Source organism: Microcystis sp. M20BS1, from assembly GCF_020245305.1.
GTDB classification, from domain to species: Bacteria; Cyanobacteriota; Cyanobacteriia; order Cyanobacteriales; family Microcystaceae; genus Microcystis; species Microcystis ichthyoblabe_A.
Window position 1 is genome coordinate 21,067 of sequence record NZ_JADBUZ010000056.1, and the last position, 20,794, is coordinate 41,860.

The window sequence follows — 20,794 nt, forward strand, 5'->3', positions numbered from 1 at the left end:
GTTGGTATCGGGAGGACGGTAATGGGTTTGTTTGAGCGCATGGGCCAAGCAATTCGCGCCCAAGTCAATAGTCTGATTCAGGAAAATCAAGATCCGGAAAAACTGCTGGAAAAAGCGATCTTGGCGATGGAAGGGGAATTGATCCAAATGCGACAAGCCCTAGCGGCAGCCGTCGCTACCCAGAAACGCACCGAGCGCCAACGACAACAACAGGAAAAAGCCGCCCAAACTTGGCACGAACGCGCCCAATTAGCCCTACATCACGGTAACGAAGAACTCGCCCGTCAAGCTCTCAGCCAATGGCAAACCTATCAAAGTCAGATCGCCCCCCTACAAACCTCCCTGCAACAACAGACGGCTATTATACAAAAGTTAAAGAAAGAACTCTTGACAATTGAACGCAAATATGCTGAGATGAAAGCACAGAAAAGCCTTTATCTGGCCAGATTGCGATCAGCGAGTGCCAGTCAAAAAGCCCAAGAAATTATGGGCAGTTTGAACAGCAGTCAGATGGGTACTATTTTCGAGAAATTAGAAGCAAAAGTCCTAGAAGCCGAATCCCAAGCCGATTTAATCGGGTATAAAGACCCCTTAGAGCGACAATTCCAAGATTTGGAGGGACAAAAACAAATTGAAGCGGAATTACTCAAGTTAAAACAAGAAAACTTGGATGAGTGATGTGGGGTGTAGGGTGTGGGGTGTGGGGTGTGGGGTGTAGGGTGTGGGGTGTGGGGAGAAAAAAGCTGTCTCCTGACTCTTGACTCCTAACTCCTATCGCCTATCCTAGCTCTCGTGGTTTATATTAGAGAATAAGCCGTTAGGCAAGATAGGAAATTTTAAGAACAGTTAACTGATTTAGTACACACCGAGAGGAACAAGAGCGTCATGGGTTTATTCGATCGCCTTAGCCGAGTTGTCCGAGCTAACCTCAATGATATGGTGAGCAAGGCTGAAGATCCAGAAAAAATGCTGGAGCAAGCTGTCAGTGAGATGCAAGAGGATCTAGTACAGGTACGTCAAGCGGTTGCTAGAGCGATCGCCGAACAACGACAAACGGAACAAAAATACAGCAAAGACCAGTCAGAAGCCAATAAATGGGAACAAAGAGCCAAATTAGCCCTTGCTAAAGGGGATGAAAATCTCGCCAGGGAAGCTCTTAAACGCAAGAAAGATTGCACGGAAACCGCCGCCATTCTCAAAAATCAACTGGATCAGCAAACGGTACAGGTAGATAGTCTGAGAAAAAACTTGATCGCGCTCGAAAGTAAGATTTCTGAGGCAAAAACCAAGAAAAATATGTTAGTAGCTCGCTCCAGAGCCGCAAAAGCTAACGAAGAACTCCAAAAAACCCTCGGCAGTATCAATACCAGTAGTTCCGTGGGTGCTTTTGAGCGCATGGAAGCAAAAGTTATCGAGTTAGAAGCCAGTAGTCAAGCTTACGGTGAATTGGAGGGCATTGGCATCGAACATCAATTCGCTGCACTAGAAGCGGGTAGCGATGTGGAGGATGAATTAGCAATGCTGAAAGCACAAATGCCTGGCGGAGCATTACCCCCCAGCACAACTTCTAGTCAACCCACTTTACCCCAAGCAACCACCGTCAGGGATTCGGTAGTGGATGCGGAATTAGAGGAATTGCGATCGAAGTTAAAAGAACTGTAAAACTTTGAGAGCGTCGAGACGTACTATCTACGGTACGTCTCTATTTATTAATTTTGTCGTTGAGATAGGGAATATTAATTGCTAGTCATAATTAACCATCACTATTATGCGGGATGATTTATCTAATTTACGTTCCTCAATTATCGAAGTAATTGCCTTACAAAAAAGAGCCGAACAACAGTACAACCAAGCACAAGCTGAAGTTTTAAAATGGGAAGAAAGAGTTAAACTCGCTCTAGATAAAGGTGATGAGTCTCTGGCACGAGAAGCTAATATAAAGAAAAAACATCACATTAATACCGCAAATATTATTAAAAATCAACTGGAAAAACTGAATATCCAAGTTGATAAACTGAAAGAAAAATTGCCAATTTTAGAAAGAAAGATTAACGAAAAAAGTATCGGCAGTATAGATACTATTTACCCTTCAGCTTTTGAGCGCATGGAAGCAAAATTTATGCAGTCAGAAGCCAGTAGTCAAGCTGACGGTGAATTGGTTGACATCGATTCACTAGAAGCGAGTAGCGATGTGGATGATGAATTAGCACTGCTAAAAGCACAAATGTCCGGGGGAGCATTACCGGGTACAACTTCTAATCAAAGCGATTTACCTCCAGCAAACACCCTCAAGGATTCAGCAGTAGATGCAGAAATAGAGGAATTGCGATCGAAGTTAAAAGAACTGTAAAACTTTGAGATTGTCGAGACCTATTACAGCCTTTCTCATCAATATGAAGTATAACCTAAATTGGTATCTACGACTGAAAACTGACTACTGTTAAACTTTCCAGCGTTTCCCAGAACGAAAACTTTGTACCTCATCATTATAAAAAAAATTCCCAAACAATGCCGCTCAAAACCCTTTAATTCTGAAGATAATCCTAAGATTCAGCCCGAAAAAGAGCCAGAAAGGTGAGGATAGCTAGGATGGAAGTGAAAAGCAATTTTGACTCGAAATTATCCCAAGGGATCGATCGCATTTAACGAAACCCTTACCCCAACAGCATAAGACAAGAGAAGGACTTATTAAGGAGAAACCCAGCCATGAAAATCGGCGTAATCAAAGAAAGTGACCAAGGCGAGGCGCGGGTGGCGCTAGTGCCGGATACCGTCGCCCGTTTAGTCAAGGCGGGATTTGAGGTAATTGTCCAAAATGGGGCGGGAATTAGTGCCAACTTTGCCGATAGTGCCTATAGTGCCGTGGGAGCCGCCCTGAGCGAAAACAGCGAATATATCTATGAAACTGCCGATATTATTCTCAAAGTCGTCCCTCCTAGCGATAGCGAGATCGATCGCCTGAAAGGTGGCGGTATCCTCATCGGCTTTCTCGATCCCCTGCGGCAACCCCGGCGCATTGCCAAATTAGCCGATCGCGGGATCACCGCTTTGAGCATGGAATTAATTCCCCGCAGTAGTCGCGCCCAGAGTATGGATGCCCTCTCCTCTCAGGCTAACCTCGCCGGTTACAAAGCGGTACTCCTCGCCGCCGTTGAGCTGCCGAAAATGTTCCCGATGATGACTACCGCCGCCGGTACGATCGCCCCCGCCAAAGTGCTGGTATTGGGGGCAGGAGTTGCCGGATTGCAAGCTTGCGCTACCGCCCGCCGTTTGGGGGCAGTGGTGGAGGCTTTTGATATTCGTCCGCAAGTTAAAGAAGAAGTGCAGAGTGTCGGGGCGAAATTTATTGAAATGCCCCTAGAAGAAGATACCGTCGCCGATAACGGTTATGCCAAAGAGGTTTCTCTTAGCACACAGGAGCGCATTTGTCAAGCCCTAACGGAACCAATTAAGCGGGCTGATGTGGTGATCACCACGGCCCAAGTACCGGGGAAACAAGCTCCGCTGCTCGTCACCAAAGAAATGATCGCCACCATGAAAGCGGGGTCGGTAATCGTTGATTTAGCGGCGGAACAGGGCGGAAATTGCGCCTACACCCAACCGGGACGAGAAATCATTGTTAATGGGGTAAAAATCGTCGGAGCCGTTAATCTTCCAGCTACAGTGGCCACCAATGCCAGCCAGATGTACGCCAAAAACCTGCAAATGCTGCTACAGCTTTTAGTCAGCAAAGAGGGCAGTTTAAACCTCGATTTTGCCGATGACATCATTGATAGTGCCTGTGTCACCCACGCTGGCGAAATCCGCAACCAACGCATTAAATCCGCCCTCAGTGAACAGTTATCCGCTTTTTAGCTATCAGGAGGCAAAAGGCAAAAGGCAGAAGGCAGAAGGCAGAAGGCAGCTTTATTCTCCCCACACCCCACACCCCACACCCCACACCCCACACCCCACACCCTATCCCCTATTTCTTTAACCAATGACTGCCCAACTTTTAACCGCTTTAGTGGTATTTGTCCTCGCTTCCTTTGTCGGTTTCGAGGTGATCAATAAAGTCCCTCCCACTCTCCATACACCCCTGATGTCGGGAGCGAATGCAATTTCAGGTATCGCCGTTGTCGGTGCGCTCCTCATCGCCGGAGGCACGGATTGGCACGAATTAACCGTAATTTTAGGGTTAATTGCCGTTATTTTGGCGATGGTTAACGTGGTCGGTGGTTTTGTCGTTACCGATCGAATGCTGCAAATGTTCAAGAAAAAAGAGGCTAAATCATGAATAATGCCCTGATCACAGGGATCGAGTTATCCTATCTACTCGCCGCCATTTTATTTATCATCGGTCTTAAACAATTATCTTCCCCCGCTACTGCCCGTCAAGGCAATTTTCTGGCTGCCATCGGGATGCTAATCGCCGTTATTGCCACCTTAATCAATCAAGAAATCCTCAGCTATGGTTTAATCGCCGTGGCGTTGGTGATTGGCTCGATTATCGGCCTAGTTTCGGCGCAAAAAGTCCCGATGACAGCTATGCCCCAAATGGTGGCGATTTTTAACGGTTTAGGCGGTGCTGCCAGTGCTTTAATTGCCATGGGCGAATACTGGCGTTTACTGCAAAGTGGTGAAAATATTGCCTTTGACTCGATACTGATCGCTATTTTGGGTATATTGATCGGTGGTGTCACTTTTACTGGTAGTGTCCTCGCTTTTGCCAAATTACAGGAATTAATCAGTGGCGCGCCCGTAACTTTTCCTTTCCAGCAACCCTTTAACATTCTCTTACTACTCACCTTTTTAGGGGGTAGTGTCTATCTCTTTTTTAATCCCACCTCGATCGATGTTTTCCTGACTTTGGTGGGACTTTCCCTAATTTTCGGGGCTTTATTCGTGCTTCCCATCGGCGGCGGCGATATGCCCGTGGTTATCTCCCTCTTAAACTCTTTTTCGGGACTTGCCGCCAGCGTAGTCGGTTTTATCCTGATGAATAGTATGTTGATCATCGCCGGTGCTTTGGTGGGTGCGTCGGGGATTATCCTAACTCAGATCATGTGTAAAGCCATGAATCGATCGCTGGCTAGTGTACTATTTGGGGCATTTGGTACAGGTGCTAGTGCCGGAGGCGAAGCGAGCGCCACTTCTAGCCTCGATAAATCGGTTCATGCTATTGATTCAGAAGAAGGGGCTATGATGCTCGGTTATGCGCGTTCTGTGGTGATTGTACCAGGTTACGGCATGGCAGTGGCCCAAGCACAACACGCAGTGCGAGAATTGGCTGAACAGTTGGAAAAAAATGGCGTTGAGGTTAAATATGCTATTCACCCCGTGGCGGGAAGAATGCCAGGACACATGAATGTACTACTGGCCGAAGCTAATGTTCCCTATCCGCAGCTCTACGATATGGATGATATTAATCCTGAGTTTGAGCGCGTCGATGTGGCGTTAATTATTGGGGCGAATGATGTGGTTAATCCCGCTGCCCGTCATGATAAAGCTAGTCCGATTTATGGAATGCCGATTCTGGACGTGGATAAGGCACAGCACACGATCGTGATTAAGCGCAGTATGCGATCGGGTTTTGCCGGGGTAGAAAACGAATTATTCTACAATCCTAAAACTTTTATGCTCTTTGGTAGCGCTCAAGATGTGGTAGCACAATTAGTATCACAAGTCAAGGATTTGTCATAATTCTTGACAAATAGGACGGGGTTTTCACCCCGTCTTTTTTTTATCGGATTTTTCAGAGTTTAAAGATAATCAAGAACTAATTCCCCTTTGCTCACTTTTTCGGTAATTAAAGTTCTGACTAACTCTAATTCTTCCAGGGTCACTTTACCATCAGACCTCATAGCTAGAGCAATTCTTTCCCTTTCCCCTTGAGTGATCACGCCATCAACACTAGCCTGTTCGATAATAGCGCGCAACTTTTCTAGTTCCTGTTGTTCTTCGGCGGTTAATTCTGCTTGATTAGGACGAGATATTTCCATAAAAATTTCTCCTTGAGGGATCAACACAAACTTGGTAATTTTTTTCTAAGTAGTAGAAGCCATGGCAGTTATCCCCAGTCAGGATCAGGAATTAGGGACGATGCCTAATCAGTTTACGCTTCATATTTGCTCGGAAACCCTCTCAACAAATACGTTTGTATTAAGAAACATTAATAAAGCTGAGAGCCTTGACTATTGCCTCTGGTCTATTCCCTTGCCTCACGGTTAACTTTAATTTTGTTCGACCACTTAGAGTTAGCGAATACATTATAGCAGTTATCTTAATGGTGAGAGAAACCCTTTAGTATAACTTTGTGTCTTTGTACTTGAGAAAAAAAAGCTGTCTTGTCCGCTCCAGAAACTAGGTTAATTTAATCTAATTCTACCTGCAAGGCTCGCAATTTCGCCTCTAGCATTTGCCCTCGTTGTTCAGCAGTTTCTGCCCGTTACGGAATGGGAATGTTTTTTAAACTTAGGGTAGCCTTTCTTTACTTTAACTTTATTTTGGCAATTATCGTAAAACCGAGTAATTGCCCGCAAGGTTCTTTCTACAGCAGTCTGGCAAGCATGGGAGTTTAAATCATCAACAAATTTAAACTCTTTTCTTAATGCTGTGTTGTACCGAAATAACTCTGTTTTGCCAACACCAGGATTATCCATCCAATAACGCAGGACTTTATTCCGAACAAATTGGGTTGTCCGTATTGCCTCATTAATGGCTTCTATCTGATTAGGTTTTGGCTTAACTTTGTATTTTAGTACAAACATTTTGACAATGCTTGACCGAGTATCAACATCTTAATACAAAATTCCTTAAGTTGACAATACATATTTATTTAAAGCTGCCCGACCCTACACTAAAGGAAGGGTTTGTACCCAAATGTTCGATCAAACTAATCCTATTGAAAGATTAAAAAGGGTTTTACCATTATTCAGCAAGCCCTAATTTATACCAATTCTCCAAAGTCTGACTACAGAAGTTTAATCCCCCTAAATGCCCCTTAAAAAGGGGAACTTAAAGGGGGATTTAAATTCGATGTGTAGTTTTCATTTAGAGAAATGGTATTAGGTTATACTTCTGGATGGATGGAAATTAATTTTGCACCACTACAAAATGTGAGACGGGGACGATCACGGAGTTACAGAACCGGTTAGGTTAAGATAAAATACCAGTGGTCGCTTTAATATCACCTAAATAGTCGGTTTTTTGTGTCTTTCCCTCGACTATCGGCTGCTACCACTGGTTTGCTGTTGTTTGTTGTTGTAATCTGAGGAAATATAGTTCTTGCGTTCCCAAGCGCCTGAACTGCATTTGTCTCTCTAGTAAAAATTGTAACAGACAATACCCATTTTGTGTAAAAAAAAGTAAACAATTTGGTAAAAAATTATTTTTTGCGGTAATCTTCAACCCTCTGAGGACAGCCCCAGATTACCGTTTCCTGTTTGTAAACCACCATACCGGGCTTGGCGCCCTTGGGTTTATAGACGTATTTGGGACGGGTATAGACGACGGGAACCTGTTCACTATGGCGAGCGCGGCTATAATAAGCGGCGTAATCGGCAGCAAATTGCAGATCGGCGGCTTCTGGAACTGTACCGGGGTTTAAACGGAGTAAAACGTGACTACCAGGGATTTCTTGGCTATGAAACCAGATATCGTAATCGCTGGCACTACGAAAAGTTAGCCGATCATTTTGACGGTTATTTCTGCCAATCCATAATTCGACTCCAGAGGGAGTAGTAAAGCGCATGGGTTCGGATTCTTTGTTATTCGCCCGATTACGCTGGTAATTGCTTTCTAGATACTTCTGTTGAATTAATTCTTCTTGTATCTCGTCTAATGCCTCTAAATCTTCGCTGCTGCTATAATTTTCTAGTTGACTTAAACTCGATCGCACCTGTTCAAGATAATTAATTTCACTGACCACTTCCTCTAATAAAGGTTCCACCGCTAACCGCGCTCTTTTTAATTTCTGATGTTGTTTATAAAAATATTGGGCATTCTGTACGGGATTTCTTTCGGGATCAAGAGGAATAATTACAGGGTTTCCTGTCTGGAAATCTGCCAAAGTAATGCTAGTCATACCCTGCTGTATTTGCTGCAGATTGGCCATTAATAAATCCCCTTGCTCTTTATAGCGATCAGCATGAGCAGATTCTGCTAGTCTTGTTTGAAATCCCGCCGCTTTAGTTTGCAGTTTAGTCAGTAAAGAGATGACTTTTTGGCTTAATTTTTGCTGTAGTTGTCGAAAGCTTTCTTGATTAATTTGGTCGCTATAATAACGGTTTAATAATTCTTGGACATTTTTAGCCGCTGCCAGCATCTCCTCACCGATAACTGTATAACCTTCTCTCGTCCATCCCGGTTTAAAGGTTTTATTTTCAAGGATTTTTAACCATTCTTGCCAGGCCGAAAAGAGCTTTTCCCAATCATTATTATCTAACTGATCCGTGTTTAATTTTGGGTTAATTTTGGCTTTTTGTAACAGCGATCGAGCGATAACGGGACTAACCCCACGATAGGTACTAACTAGCTGTTTTTCGATAGTTTTAGGGATTAAACTAACTCGGGTTTGCCAACTGCTCAAGGATTCTTCTAAACTGGGTTCTGTTGCCAATAAAACGGGGGGTAGTTGATAGGTTTGTCCCGTTTGTACGGTGCGAACACTAGACTGGGTAGCATTAACTTGATGGGCAACGGTGACAATTTGATTGTCAGCCGCAGTTAAAATGACATTGCTATATTTGCCCATAATTTCTATATACAAATGCCACAGCGCCGGATCATCGGGACGTTTGGCAAATTGCAGATCAATGACTCTTTCCCACGGGGCAACAAATGCTAATTTTGTCAGGGCAAAACCATTGAGTTGATGACGCAATTGATCGCTGAAAGTGAAGGTATCAGGGACTTTCGGCGGTGGATCACCAATATGCAGCCGCGCCCCTTGGGGATGCCAAGAAATAATTAACCATCCCTTGCGATCGAAGGTTCGTAAATGGAGGGCGATGGTTTGGCGATCAATTTGATACACTTGTTCTAGTCTGGCTGGCAGCCAAGGGGCGGCAATTTCGGCACAAGTGGCACTGAGGGTGGTAAAGTCTAGGGATTGCATTTTCAGGATTCAGGAGATCTTCTCGATGCCAAAGTTGGCACCGCCAAGCATGAAAATATAATAGCTTCCCACTAAGGCTAAGACAAAAAAGTTGTTTCCTCAATTAAAAACAGATTTGGTGTCAGAATCTATCGGTGGAGGTATCCCAGTCTTAGCCGAAAAGCTGAGGAGCGCCTTTTCTGAGTTTTCTCTGGATGGCTATTAGCAACTGCACAAGCGTCCATCTTCCATGTGAACAATGCGATCAGCAATATCTAAAATCCGATTATCGTGGGTAACGAGTACAATAGTACGGCGCTGTTCTTTGGCTAAACGTTGCATCAAATTTACCACGTCTCGTCCCGTTTTACTATCGAGGGCGGCTGTTGGTTCATCGGCTAAAACTAATGGGGGATTACCGGCCAAAGCTCGTGCGATCGCTACCCTTTGCTTTTGTCCCCCGGATAAGCTATCTGGATAATAGTCGATCCGATGTCCTAAGCCGACTTTTTCTAATATCAAAGCAGCGCGTTCTTCTGTTTCCCGTCCGCCGAGATGTTCCTGAAGCTCGATCGACATTTGTACATTCTGTCTTGCGGTTAGAAAGGGTAACAAATTATGGGCTTGAAAAATATAACCAATTTGACGGCGGGTTTGGACTAATTGTTCTTCACTAGCCCCCCGTAATTCTTTTTCAAAATGCTGTAAGCTTCCTTCTTGAACAGAGCGTAGGCCACCGATTAAGGATAGTAAGGTTGTTTTTCCAGAACCAGAGGGGCCAGTTAAAATAACGATCTCTCCCGCTATGATTTTTAGGTTGATCTGAAAAAGAACTTGTTTTTTCAGCTTTCCTTGACCGAAATAGTGATTGAGGTTTTGAATATCAATAACGTCCATAGACCGCTTTGTTCCTTGAGATGAGGTATAGATATTTGTTTCTTTTTTCTAAAAAATATCGGCTGGATCGGCATCTTGCAATTTTTTAACAGCAGTGGCTCCTGAAACGAAGGCCATGACTAAGGTTAAGATAAAGACAAAAACCGCTCGATCAAGCGACATATTGACAGGTAATAAGGTGGCATTTTTAGTAAACTCATATTGAATATTAGCGATCAAAAAACCTGGAATATATCCGAGAACAGCAATTAAAAAAGCCTGTTGTAAAACCATTGATAAGAGATAGCTATGACGATAGCCCATCGCTTTTAGGGTGGCGTATTCTGAAAGATGTTCCGAAACATTTGTATAGAGAATTTGATAGACAACGACAATTCCAACAATAATTCCCAGGATAACACCTAAATTAAAAATGAAACCAATCGCCGTACTACTTTGCCAATAATTCTTCTCAAATTGAATCAACTGTTGCTTTGATAAAACTTTAATATCATTAGGTAAATATGCTTGAATATCTTCGATAAATTTATTGATATTAGTTCCTGGTTTTAGACGAATTAAGCCAATATTAATTAATCCATAAGAACGGTTGCTAAAAATTCTTAAAAAATTCAAATGGCTCATGATTAAATTACCATCTGAACCAAAAGAAGTTCCCAGTTTAAATAAGCCAGCGACTTCTATTTTGCGGTTGTTACCCTTATTGCTAACCTCAGTAATAACCGATCCCTTTTTTTTAAAATTAGCAACAATAGGACCAAATTCAGAGCGAGAATCTTGATCAAATAAAACTTGATCGGGAAGTTTTAATAGCTCCATATTTTCTGCGAGACCGGGTAAATCAAATGCCAAATGTTTAAGATCAAATCCAATCACGAATATATTACGCCAATAATTACGAGTTTCAGGGTTTTTCCACTGAGCAAAATCTAAATAAATCGGGCTGACAAAATCTACTTCTTCAAAAGCCAAGGTTTGGAGTAATCGCCGTTGAGGAAAACTTTCCATGCCAATCAGTGAAGTGGTACGAGGACTAATTAAAAAACAGTCCCCTTGTAGAGCTTGGTGAAGCCGAACAGCACTATCAAACAAAGCATCCCGAATCCCCAATTGCATAAAGACAATTACAACCGCAAAAATAACCCCCGATAGAGCCACCAGTAACCTGGTTTTTTGGTAGCGTAATTGCAACCAAGCTGTCGGTAACTTCCCGTGGAATATTTTCATCTTTTGCTCCTCCTAAAGATTCTAGATTGCTCGCGGCTGACTTGTTGACAAATACTACTCCTTATTTAAGACTTTGACCTAACATTATCTCAAGGCTAAAAGTCTTTCTAGATAAGAAATTTAACTAAATAGGTATTCATTTCATATATAGAACTATTTAGTTAGCGCACAACCTAAAAGCAGGCTGTGATTGGGTTATAATTTTTCGATAGCTCTTTTAAAGATTAGTTTTGTTCGTATCGATCACCACATTGACTTGTAAATTAGTCAAGTTAGCCACTTTCTTACTAGAAGATGGATCGAGACGAATTTTGACTTCCACCACTCGCGCATCTGCATCAGCAACTGGATCGGTACCCAAGACATCTTTTTTGCCAATTTGTAAGCCAATTTCAGCGACGGTTCCCCTTAGTTCCCCAATCAATCCATCGGTGGTAATTTTTGCCCGTTGTCCTAGTTTAACCCGACTCACATCGGTTTCGTAAACTTCGCTAGTGACATACATTTGACTGGTTTGACCGAGATCGAGGATGCCTTTATCACCAATTAATTCACCGGGCCAAGTATAAATTTTGAGAATTTGCCCCGCTTTGGGAGCTTTGACAAAAGCTAAATCTAAATCAGCTTTTGCTTTTTGGACAGCACTTTTAGCGGCGATTAATTGGGATTGAGCAACTTCAACATCTACGGGACGGACTTCCGCAACCGCATCTAAGGTCGCTTGATTTTCTTTGATTTTCTGATCTAGAGTTGCTACCGTGCGCTGAAGATTAGCTTCAGCTTCATCAATTCTTGCGGTTAGAGTGGTGACAATTCGACTTAAATTAGCGTTGGCTTCTCGCAGACTTTCTTGGCTAGTTTGAGCCATCAGACAGAAGCGATCGCGTTCTTGCTCTGAGACCGCACCTTCTTGGTATAGAGTATGGTAACGCTGACAATCTTTTTGAGCATTGTGAAACTCAGCTTTAATGCGCTCAATAGTGGCATACTGAGCCATTTTTTCCCCTTGTAATTGAGCCGTTAAACTGGCAATAGTAGCTCTTTGGGTGGTAATCTGTCCTTCTAATTCGGAGCGAGTCCCTTCAAATCTGGCATTTTGGGCAATAATATCCCCCTGTTTTGCGCCAGCTTTCACCTGAGTTAAAAGGGATTGAGAGATGCGAACTTCGTCCTGTGCTTGTTTTAGTGCTGCTTGCAGCCTATCCCGACTGTCGAGGATAGCCAAAACTTGTCCAGCTTCAACCTGGTCCCCCCGTTTTACCAACAGTTGATTAATGCGAGACCCTTCCATAAAAGCAGCAGCAGAAATCTTGATTGTTTCTCCCGCCGGTTCTACATAGCCTAAAGCCGCCACGGCTTTCAGCTTTCTCGGAGTAGTGGAAGCGACAGCCGGGGATGTTGTTTTTAAAGATTGATAGCGCCAAATTGAATAAGTCGCTACAGCGCCACTTGCCATAGTCCCGGTGGTGAGACAGGTAATAAGTAGCCAATTAGTTGGTTTGACAAAAAGTGGAGATTTCATAAGAAGCTTTACTCTCTTTAATTATCTGGTTTCATTGAGGTCTTTTCTTCTCGGTCGAGTTATTCGTTCCAAGATTTGCACGGTTATACTGCGTGGCATTAAGCGAGGAACGCTGTGAGCAAGCCAGTAATTTTTTAGTCCGGGAATGACATAATTGCGCCCGTCTTCAAGAGCTTTGAGAGCAACTGCTACCACCCGCTGAGGAGAGGTGGCACTCCCATCATCAAAGATATTAACTAAAGACCGTGTTGCTGTCGGCCCAGGACAGAGTGCTAAAACCCTTAGTCCTCGATGGCGATACTCAGCCCAAAGCGCTTCACTAAAGGAGAGGACGAACGCCTTACTCGCTCCATAAACGGCCATGTAAGGCATGGGCTGAAAGGCTCCACTAGAGGATAAATTGATTACCGCTCCTTCCCCTTTAGCCAGCATTCCTGGGATAAATTTATGGGTTAAATCAACTAAAGCCACTACGTTAACCATCACCTGTGCGCGATCTTGCTCAAGGGGAATTTGCTCGAAGGGCGCATAGTTAAGAAACCCGGCATTATTAACAAGTAAATCTACAGTAAGTGCCTTTTCCTCGACAGCACTGAAAACGTCCTGAGCAGCATTTTCACGACTTAGATCGACAACAATTACTTCAGTGCGGACACCGTAAACTTGATAAAGATCGGTTGCTATTGTGCGTAGTTTTTCTTCGGTTCGTGCTACTAAAATGAGATTCATGCCACGTTTAGCAAGCTCGCGGGCGAATATCTCGCCAATCCCAGATGATGCTCCCGTGATTAATGCTGTTTTGCCGCGATAATTGAACATAAACTTTTGCCTTTAAATAAAAAGTTGAACGCCGCTGCTTAGACTGCGAAGTTATTACTAACAAAAATGTTATTGTTAGTCAAATCAAGTCCAGATGATAGTTTAGCAATCTGAATTTGAGCGATTCCGCCTACACCATCGACATCAAAGAATAAAGTGCCGTTAGCTCGGTTATAGATAAATCTATCATTAGAATCAACTGCTGCTGTACCAATGACAAATTGCTCAGGCATCAGCAAAGCATCTGCTATGAGGTCGTCAGCGAAACCCGCAGCAGAGACGATCATAATATCATTAACAACCGAGAAATCTGTAATAGTGTCAATGCCATCTTGGGGACTGTTGAAAACAAATTGATCTGCTCCAGTACCGCCCGCAAGAGTGTCCCCACCCAAGCCACCAATTAATACATCGTTGCCACTATCACCAAAGAGAGCATCATTGCCCACCTCACCAAAAAGAATGTCGTTACCAGAACCACCAAAGAGAGCATCGTCACCATCACCGCCATTGAGTACGTCGTCGCCAACATCGCCAATAATGCCATCGTTGCCAGAACCGCCAAAGAGAGCGTCATTGCCACTACCGCCCCAGATGCCGTCGTTGCCATCACCTCCTGTTACCTGATCGTCGCCAGAACCGCCAATAATCCCGTCGTTGCCAGCACCTCCACTTAAAGTATCATTGCCAGCATCACCGTTGAGAATGTCGTTGTCATCGCCGCCATTGAGAGCGTCATCACCATTACCACCAAGGAGAATATCACGGCCATCGCCCCCAAGTAGATCATCGTTGCCATCGCCGCCACCTAGATAGTCATTACCACCACCGCCGAACAGCAAATCGTTACCGCCGCCCCCAAGTAAGGCATCGTTGCCATCGCCAGTAACCAAAGTGTCGTTGCCAAGTCCACTATCAAGATAGTCGTTGCCACCGTTGCCATATAAAATATCATCGTCATTGCTGCCGAATAAAAGATCGTTGCCAGTGGTGCCGATAAAAGTAGCCATGTCATTTTCTCCTTTGCGATTAAAAGCTTTTTATTTCAAGTTACTGAAAGTTTTTGCCGAGTCTTTGTAAACAACTAACCCCGAAGAGTCCGAGTCCTAATAGTAAACAAGACAAGGTATTAGAAGGCTCAGGAATTGGCGTTAGGGAAAGAGTCACTGCCCGATTGTTAGCATCAGGAACAATGCGAGCTACTTCGACTTCATCCCCTGTCCAAAACACTCCATCAGGTCCAGGAGTAAATAAAGGGGTAATGGCAGAACTGAAAAATTCTAGCTGACTCCCAGCTCCTTCTGGAGGAAACCCAGTTAAAGGTGAGGAGACATTGAGGGTTACGGGGTCTCTGGTGCGAATTGTCCCTTCCGGTGTTCCTTGGATTTCTAAAAAGAATTTCAAGAAACTATCTCCTAATGAGGGATTATCATTTCTTTGGCTGATAGCTCCTGCCGAATAAAGGGAAACATAGGGTAAAGTTGACCCTGGAGGAGTCGGAGCTAAATCCGGCACTCCATCCCCAGCTAAGGCAGTAATCAGGGGGACAAAAGGAGTAGTACCTGAAGATATATTGTGGAAGACTTCCAGTTGAACTACGTCGGCAATACCATCAACACTGCCTACATTACCCAGTAAAGGATCGCCAATAATGGCATCAACGGGATTTCCTAATAAAATCTGGGTGTTTCCCTGAAGAATTGCGGTAAAATCTGGTAAATTATTTGGACTAAAGCCAAAGTTAGCACTAACGATAACTGTGTTGAAAAAATTATAGATCTGGCTCGAGCAATTAGAAATCCAATTGTTCCCTGAACCACAGTTTAAAGAAGATGCATTGGCGGGAGTGATTGCTCCTGGCAATAGGGAAACTGTTAAGCTTATAATGCTTGGAACAAGTGCCAGTATTTTAATTTTAGAGTTTTTCATTTGTCTTCTCCTTGAGGTTAGTCTGTTGTAAGATTTTCCTGATTGCATCAACAACTAATTCAGGTTGATCAATATGAATATTATGACCACTGCTGTGAGCGATTTGTAAGCTTCCCGAAGTCGAAAGCTCGGAGGTTTCTGCCTGTAATTGCCGCCAGATAGACTCAGACACTTCTACATTTTGCCCGGAAAACATATTCAGTCCGTGAGAAATTACGACTAAGGGTAAGTGCGAGGGAAAGGAAGTTTTACTGACCAATGCAGCATCTTTTTTCATTAATGCGCTTTCGGCTAAGGCAGTATTAAAGCTTTGGGGTAGGAACTTTGCTAAAACAACAGATTGTACAGACGGGGGCAATTTTTGGACAAATTCGGGAGCGACATCACTGCCTTTGAGTTGAAGCAGGAGGCGCAAGATTCCCAGGCGAGAAATGATGGATAAACTGCGAAACATTTGCCGCGTTGCTGCCATATTTTTCCTAAATTCATTCCCCAGACGGCTATAGACATTTGCCGGTACCGCATCCACTAAAACCACTCCCACTACTTCTGAAGGATACTGGCTGGCAAACAGGCGCATATTCAACCCTCCCAAGGAATGACCCACCAGTAAATAAGGCCCGGCTATTCCCCCTTTTCTTAGTAGAGTGTGTAGTTCTTGAACCATAGTCAGGCTGGTGCGAGGATGGGGACTGGGTTCACTCCAGCCGTAGCCAGCGCGGTCGTAAACACAGACAGAGGTGAACTTTGCCACTTCCGATTGAACCCAATGCCAGAGGGGAGATATTCCCCCTAGTCCATAATCCATCACCACAGTGGGACTACCTTGACTTTTACAGTGGAGATGCAAGCGATAACCCCCTACATCTATCAATTGACCAGGTGGTGGATACTTACTTAGGTCTTTAATTGTGGCAACTTGCTGGTAAACCAGTCCTAAAAGTACCAGTAGTGCCACCAAAGTAATAAGTATTCCGCCGAGTAGCCAAAATTTCATCTTTTTTCCCTATGATTCATTAGTTAACTGATAAAATTCTCTGCTAAGACCCGATCTGGAGAACTGGTTTACTATCGGTTAAGGTGAGATAAACACAACGTTTTTTGTCTAAGTCAGAGAGCCAACAGTAAATCGGAATTCCAGGACAACTAGCATTTTCAGGCGGAATGTTTGGCTCAACAAGAGTCGGTAAATCAGAAAACTTAAGCAGCGTTCTCGGCTTACCTAAATTAAGTGGAGCAACAGCGGCTGCCATGATAAATATTGAGCCAATTTCACTCAGTCCTCTACCTTCCAAGTCAACTGAGTTCCCCTGCACGAGTGCATTGAATTCTGATTCGGAAAGATTCAAGCCAATGCGGTTAATTCCCCGGCGCAATTCATTAGGCTCTAAGATGAATTGGGATGAGACAAAGGTGGCTAATTCCATGATAATTACCTCAACTAAGAGCAGGAATTTTACGGGTGAACAGCGATCATTAGTCTCAAATTAAGTAAAAATGATGATTTTTTGAATGTCATAGCGAGGGGGGGATTGACAAAAATGCCGTCTCGTCATGACAGATTATAGTTTGGCTTTGCTTAAGTTGACACCAGTGACAGCTATTCGCTCCTACTAAGCAGGAAAAGACTCAATTGTTACTCTTTCACCGACCACGTTTTGAACAACAGAAGGCGATTTCTTCTGCGGTTGATAGTGATAGTTTTTGAATTCCTCACGCATCTTCTCAATTTGGCTGTTATCAGCTATTCCTCGGGTTTTGCGCTTATAAATTACTTCGGCGATTGTGGCTTGAATCGATAGCTTCAACATCCGACCAAAGTAATACCAATGTTTCGGATTTAACCAACCAGCGATGCCAAAAGCTTTCCATTGAAAGAGAGCATACCAAATAGCAATGTAGAAGTAAGCGGCTTTCATGCTGGCAAAAACATTACAGCGCCGAGGCTCGAACTTGGTATTTTCTAAGAAATCGTCGAAGTGTTTTAAGGTTCCATAACCACCCAGCAATTGATCGGCCCGATAGGCATCCATTAAACCAATATTAGCACCCTGTGACACTAATTGATGAAATTCCTGACATAAATCAGCGAAAATTCCATTAACATTGCCATCGGCAATTGTCACGTAGCGGGGGATAAAATTTAAGTCCAGATGCCATTTACCAATATAGGTGGGAACATGGACACCAAACCACCACATATACTCGAAATAAATCCGCCAACTCATAACACTAGCATGACCGAGTTGATAGGCATGATCTCGGTAGAGACAGTTGACAGTACGAGCATAAGCTAGGTTGAAATCATTGTAAGCGGATCGTTTTTGTTCTGCTGCTGCTTCCTCAGCCAATTTAGCACGGATAATTTCTGTAACACTTTCTACCTCAAAAGCGATCATGGTCGTTCCATAGGAATAAAAAGCATCAAAAATATGGGCAGCATCCCCAATAACGTACCAGTTATCAGGAGAAAAAAGAACTTTGCTTTTGTGGGCAATTTTCGGCCAGTAATGAAAATCAACTACTTCACCACTTTCAATCAATCGAGAGAGAATAGTATGATTGCTCTTGAGAAAATTGGAAAACTTCTCCAGGTTATTTATGCTCTGGGCGGGAATAACATCGTGATGGTGAATAATGCCAATAGATAGTTCCATCGAGTGCTTATCAATCGGAATCATCCACAACCAGTGACCCTGGCCAAAATAGTGATTGGTGGCATAATAATGGCTCGTAGATGCGCCTTCGGGATGATAGCCACTGTGGAAAATCGTGCGGTCGATATTTTTCACCCGCAGCCACGCTGAACCATTATTGAGTCCCAGGAGATTCTCTGGACCAGAAAGTACATTATCAGTTTTGCGTCCAATAATAAAATTCTTGCCTGCGGCATCGATGACGTGCTTGGCTTGAAGGGTAATATTTTCCTCGCCAACTTTGGCATAAACTGTTTTTAGCTCATCCCCTGAAGTAAGAGCGACATCTTTGACCCGTCCCTCGTAAAAATCGGCTCCCATCTGACAATTCATCACCAGTAAATCTTGCTCAAATTTAGCCCGTTGTAGGTGAAAAGACCCCACTGGAGTTTGACGGTTTGCCCAGACATGATAATAATCATCAAGGGTTTCTGTTTTTGCTGGATCTTTTGGCCAGTGGAAATTGAGACCAGATTTGGGGGGGTGGTTTTCGATTAAATAATCATGTAGTCCCAACTCTTTGCAGAGAAATAAAGCGGCAACTTCGATTAAAGACTCACCGATTTTTAAATCTTTGTCTGTACGTTCAACGGGACGGGGATCGATTAGTGCCACCCGAATATTAGGGATGTTGAGCATGAGATGTCGTGCTTGGCACAGTCCAGCAAAGCCTGCTCCCATAATGACAACATCGTATTCTCGGGATTGAGTAATGGTATAATTCATGGTTAACTCCTTGATAGTTGATGAGGTAATTGACACTCACAGATGATTGAGAGAAGAGCGTTGAATTTGATGCAAGTCAAAATCCTTAAGAATTGGTAGCTTCTGCCAGCCAAGGCTGGAGTTTTGGTTGATATTGATAAGTTTTAAACTCTTGACGCATCGCTTCAATTTCGCTGTTGGCGGGCAGTCCTTTGGTTTTAAACTTATAAATTAACTCGCCGATAGTTGCTTGTCCTGATAACCCTAATAGGCGCAAGAAATGGTAAATATGGCGGGGATTGAGACAACCTTGAATACCAAATCCTTTCCATTGAAAGAGTGCATACCAGAGGGCGGCATAAAAACAGGTAGCTTTTAAACCAGCAAAAACATTACACCGCCGCGGTTCAAACTTGGTATTTTCCAGGAAGTCATCAAAGTGTTTGAGAGTGTGATAACCCTTGAAAAGTTGATCGCCCCGGTAACAATCCATCAAGCCAATATTGACATCCTTGTCTGCTAGTTCGGTAAATTGTTCATTTAAATCAGCAAACAGTCCATCAATATTGCTGTTTAGAGTTTTGAGAAAGATGGGAATATAGGTGAGGTCCAAATGCCATTTACCTACATACATGGGAACTTGTACCCCAAACCACCACATATACTCAAAGTAAATGCGCCAACTCATCACACTGGCTTGTCCTAACTGTTTGGCGTGTCCCCGATAGAGACAGTTGACACTACGGGAGTAGGCTAAGTTAAACTCATTGTAAGCAGCCCGTTTTTGTTCCGCATCAGCTTCACCTGCGAGTTTGGCCCGCACAATCTCCGTTATCCCTTCAATGGCTAAAGCAATCGTGGTGGTTCCGTAGGAATAGAAAGCATCGAAGATGTAAGCAGCGTCGCCAAGGACATACCAATTATCGGGAGAAAATAGGGTTTTGCTTGTGTGAGAAATCCTCGGCCAATAGTGGAAATCTACTGCTTCTCCACTGTCAATAATATTGGCAAGAATTTGGTGGTTATTTCGCAGGAAATCATGGAATTTTTCCTGGCTGTTTACCTGAGTAGAATTAATCACATCATGGTGATGAATCACACCAATAGATAATTCCATTGTTTGGGTGTCAATCGGAATCATCCACAGCCAATGTCCTTCGCCAAAATAGTGATTAGTCGAGTAATAATGGCTGGTTGAGGCATTAAGAGGATCGTAGCCACTGTGAAAGATGGTACGATCTACATTTTTGACTCGCACCCAGGCAGAACCCGTGTTTAATCCCATTAAGTTTTCTGGACCAAATAGGAGGTTGTCAGTCTTGCGTCCGATGATAAATTTCCGTCCTGCTGCATCGATAACGTGTTTGGCTTGCAGTTCCATTCTTTCATCGCCTACCTTGATTTTAACTGTTTTAATGGCATCGCCAGGAGTTAAATCAACATCAACAACTTGCCCGTTATAGAAGTTGATTCCCATGGCTTTATCCATTTTTAGCAAGTCTTGTTCAAACTTGGAGCGGTTGATTTGAAAAGAGGGAATGGGAACTTGTCGGTTCGAGCCAGCATGATAGTAGTCGTCGATTGTTTCAGTTTTTGCTGGATTTTTGGGCCAGTGAAAGTTAAGCCCTTGTTTGGGAGCATGATTTTCAATTAGGTAATCATGTAGTCCCAATTCTTTAGCGAGAAAAAGAGCGGCAATTTCAATGGTGGACTCGCCAATTTTTAAGTCCTTATCTGTGCGTTGTTCGGGACGAGGATCCACTAGAGCAACTTTGATATTGGGAATCTTGAGCATCAGGTGTCGCGCTTGACATAAGCCAGCAAAACCAGCCCCCATAATGACCACATCATACTCTTTATCTTGAGTCATTTGCATTGATTTACTCCTGAATTAATCGACGTTATTTTTGGCAAATTGCTTGA

The 20,794-nt window shown here is 43.5% G+C and carries 18 protein-coding genes and 1 pseudogene; 6 read left to right on the forward strand and 13 right to left on the reverse strand.

Going from position 1 to position 20,794, the window contains the following annotated elements:
* The first annotated feature begins 21 nt into the window (after positions 1 to 21).
* The 6 genes from IM507_RS05675 to IM507_RS05700 all read left to right on the forward strand — a co-directional run bounded on the left by IM507_RS05675 (position 22) and on the right by IM507_RS05700 (position 5,682).
* Positions 22 to 678, forward strand: coding sequence for a PspA/IM30 family protein (locus IM507_RS05675; protein ID WP_002734761.1), 657 nt, complete (start codon positions 22 to 24; stop codon positions 676 to 678).
* Between the two features lie 207 nt (positions 679 to 885).
* Positions 886 to 1,662 (forward strand): PspA/IM30 family protein, encoded by a 777-nt coding sequence (locus IM507_RS05680; RefSeq protein ID WP_002794189.1) that lies wholly within the window; start codon positions 886 to 888, stop codon positions 1,660 to 1,662.
* 106 nt (positions 1,663 to 1,768) lie between these two features.
* Positions 1,769 to 2,350, forward strand: coding sequence for a PspA/IM30 family protein (locus IM507_RS05685; protein ID WP_069474042.1), 582 nt, complete (start codon positions 1,769 to 1,771; stop codon positions 2,348 to 2,350).
* Positions 2,351 to 2,706: 356 nt separating this feature from the next.
* Positions 2,707 to 3,855, forward strand: a complete 1,149-nt coding sequence (locus IM507_RS05690; RefSeq protein ID WP_002731970.1) for a Re/Si-specific NAD(P)(+) transhydrogenase subunit alpha — start codon at positions 2,707 to 2,709, stop codon at positions 3,853 to 3,855.
* Positions 3,856 to 3,979: 124 nt separating this feature from the next.
* Positions 3,980 to 4,276: an NAD(P) transhydrogenase subunit alpha part 2 gene (locus IM507_RS05695; protein WP_002733247.1), complete on the forward strand. Its 297-nt coding sequence runs from the start codon at positions 3,980 to 3,982 to the stop codon at positions 4,274 to 4,276.
* Positions 4,273 to 5,682, forward strand: a complete 1,410-nt coding sequence (locus IM507_RS05700; RefSeq protein WP_002733654.1) for an NAD(P)(+) transhydrogenase (Re/Si-specific) subunit beta — start codon at positions 4,273 to 4,275, stop codon at positions 5,680 to 5,682. The genes IM507_RS05695 and IM507_RS05700 overlap by 4 nt, the downstream gene beginning before the upstream one ends.
* A 59-nt stretch (positions 5,683 to 5,741) precedes the next feature.
* Here IM507_RS05700 and IM507_RS05705 read toward each other — a convergent pair whose 3' ends face one another.
* The 13 genes and pseudogenes from IM507_RS05705 to IM507_RS05765 form a co-directional block, all read right to left on the reverse strand.
* The gene (locus IM507_RS05705) at positions 5,742 to 5,981 is read right to left on the reverse strand and encodes a hypothetical protein (RefSeq protein ID WP_002757689.1); all 240 of its coding nucleotides are present in this window, start codon (positions 5,979 to 5,981) and stop codon (positions 5,742 to 5,744) included.
* A 447-nt stretch (positions 5,982 to 6,428) separates the two neighbouring features.
* A pseudogene (locus IM507_RS05710) lies at positions 6,429 to 6,749 on the reverse strand (RNA-guided endonuclease TnpB family protein); the annotation flags it as partial.
* Between the two features lie 617 nt (positions 6,750 to 7,366).
* Positions 7,367 to 9,097, reverse strand: a complete 1,731-nt coding sequence (locus tag IM507_RS05715) for an Rqc2 family fibronectin-binding protein (protein ID WP_123229984.1) — start codon at positions 9,095 to 9,097, stop codon at positions 7,367 to 7,369.
* A 201-nt stretch (positions 9,098 to 9,298) separates the two neighbouring features.
* Entirely contained in the window at positions 9,299 to 9,973 is a 675-nt protein-coding gene (locus IM507_RS05720; protein WP_002734055.1) for a DevA family ABC transporter ATP-binding protein, read from the reverse strand.
* 48 nt (positions 9,974 to 10,021) lie between these two features.
* Positions 10,022 to 11,200 carry an ABC transporter permease DevC gene (gene devC / locus IM507_RS05725; RefSeq protein ID WP_002733284.1) on the reverse strand — a complete coding sequence of 393 codons (1,179 nt, stop codon included), beginning with the start codon at positions 11,198 to 11,200 and terminating at the stop codon, positions 10,022 to 10,024.
* Positions 11,201 to 11,417: 217 nt separating this feature from the next.
* The gene (locus tag IM507_RS05730; RefSeq protein WP_002734853.1) at positions 11,418 to 12,722 is read right to left on the reverse strand and encodes an ABC exporter membrane fusion protein; all 1,305 of its coding nucleotides are present in this window, start codon (positions 12,720 to 12,722) and stop codon (positions 11,418 to 11,420) included.
* A 21-nt stretch (positions 12,723 to 12,743) separates the two neighbouring features.
* Positions 12,744 to 13,541 carry an SDR family NAD(P)-dependent oxidoreductase gene (locus tag IM507_RS05735; protein WP_002733374.1) on the reverse strand — a complete coding sequence of 266 codons (798 nt, stop codon included), beginning with the start codon at positions 13,539 to 13,541 and terminating at the stop codon, positions 12,744 to 12,746.
* 38 nt (positions 13,542 to 13,579) lie between these two features.
* On the reverse strand, positions 13,580 to 14,551 hold the full coding sequence (locus IM507_RS05740; protein ID WP_002734838.1) for a calcium-binding protein: 972 nt from the start codon (positions 14,549 to 14,551) through the stop codon (positions 13,580 to 13,582).
* A gap of 40 nt (positions 14,552 to 14,591) precedes the next feature.
* Complete coding sequence (locus IM507_RS05745) at positions 14,592 to 15,470, reverse strand: hypothetical protein (protein WP_002733077.1); 879 nt, start codon at positions 15,468 to 15,470, stop codon at positions 14,592 to 14,594.
* On the reverse strand, positions 15,457 to 16,467 hold the full coding sequence (locus IM507_RS05750; protein ID WP_002733671.1) for an alpha/beta fold hydrolase: 1,011 nt from the start codon (positions 16,465 to 16,467) through the stop codon (positions 15,457 to 15,459). The genes IM507_RS05745 and IM507_RS05750 overlap by 14 nt, the downstream gene beginning before the upstream one ends.
* A 43-nt stretch (positions 16,468 to 16,510) precedes the next feature.
* Positions 16,511 to 16,897, reverse strand: a complete 387-nt coding sequence (locus IM507_RS05755) for a hypothetical protein (RefSeq protein WP_002731634.1) — start codon at positions 16,895 to 16,897, stop codon at positions 16,511 to 16,513.
* Between the two features lie 186 nt (positions 16,898 to 17,083).
* Complete coding sequence (locus IM507_RS05760; RefSeq protein WP_069474040.1) at positions 17,084 to 18,892, reverse strand: NAD(P)/FAD-dependent oxidoreductase; 1,809 nt, start codon at positions 18,890 to 18,892, stop codon at positions 17,084 to 17,086.
* An 85-nt stretch (positions 18,893 to 18,977) separates the two neighbouring features.
* Entirely contained in the window at positions 18,978 to 20,747 is a 1,770-nt protein-coding gene (locus tag IM507_RS05765) for an NAD(P)/FAD-dependent oxidoreductase (RefSeq protein ID WP_069474039.1), read from the reverse strand.
* Between the last annotated feature and the right edge of the window lie 47 nt (positions 20,748 to 20,794).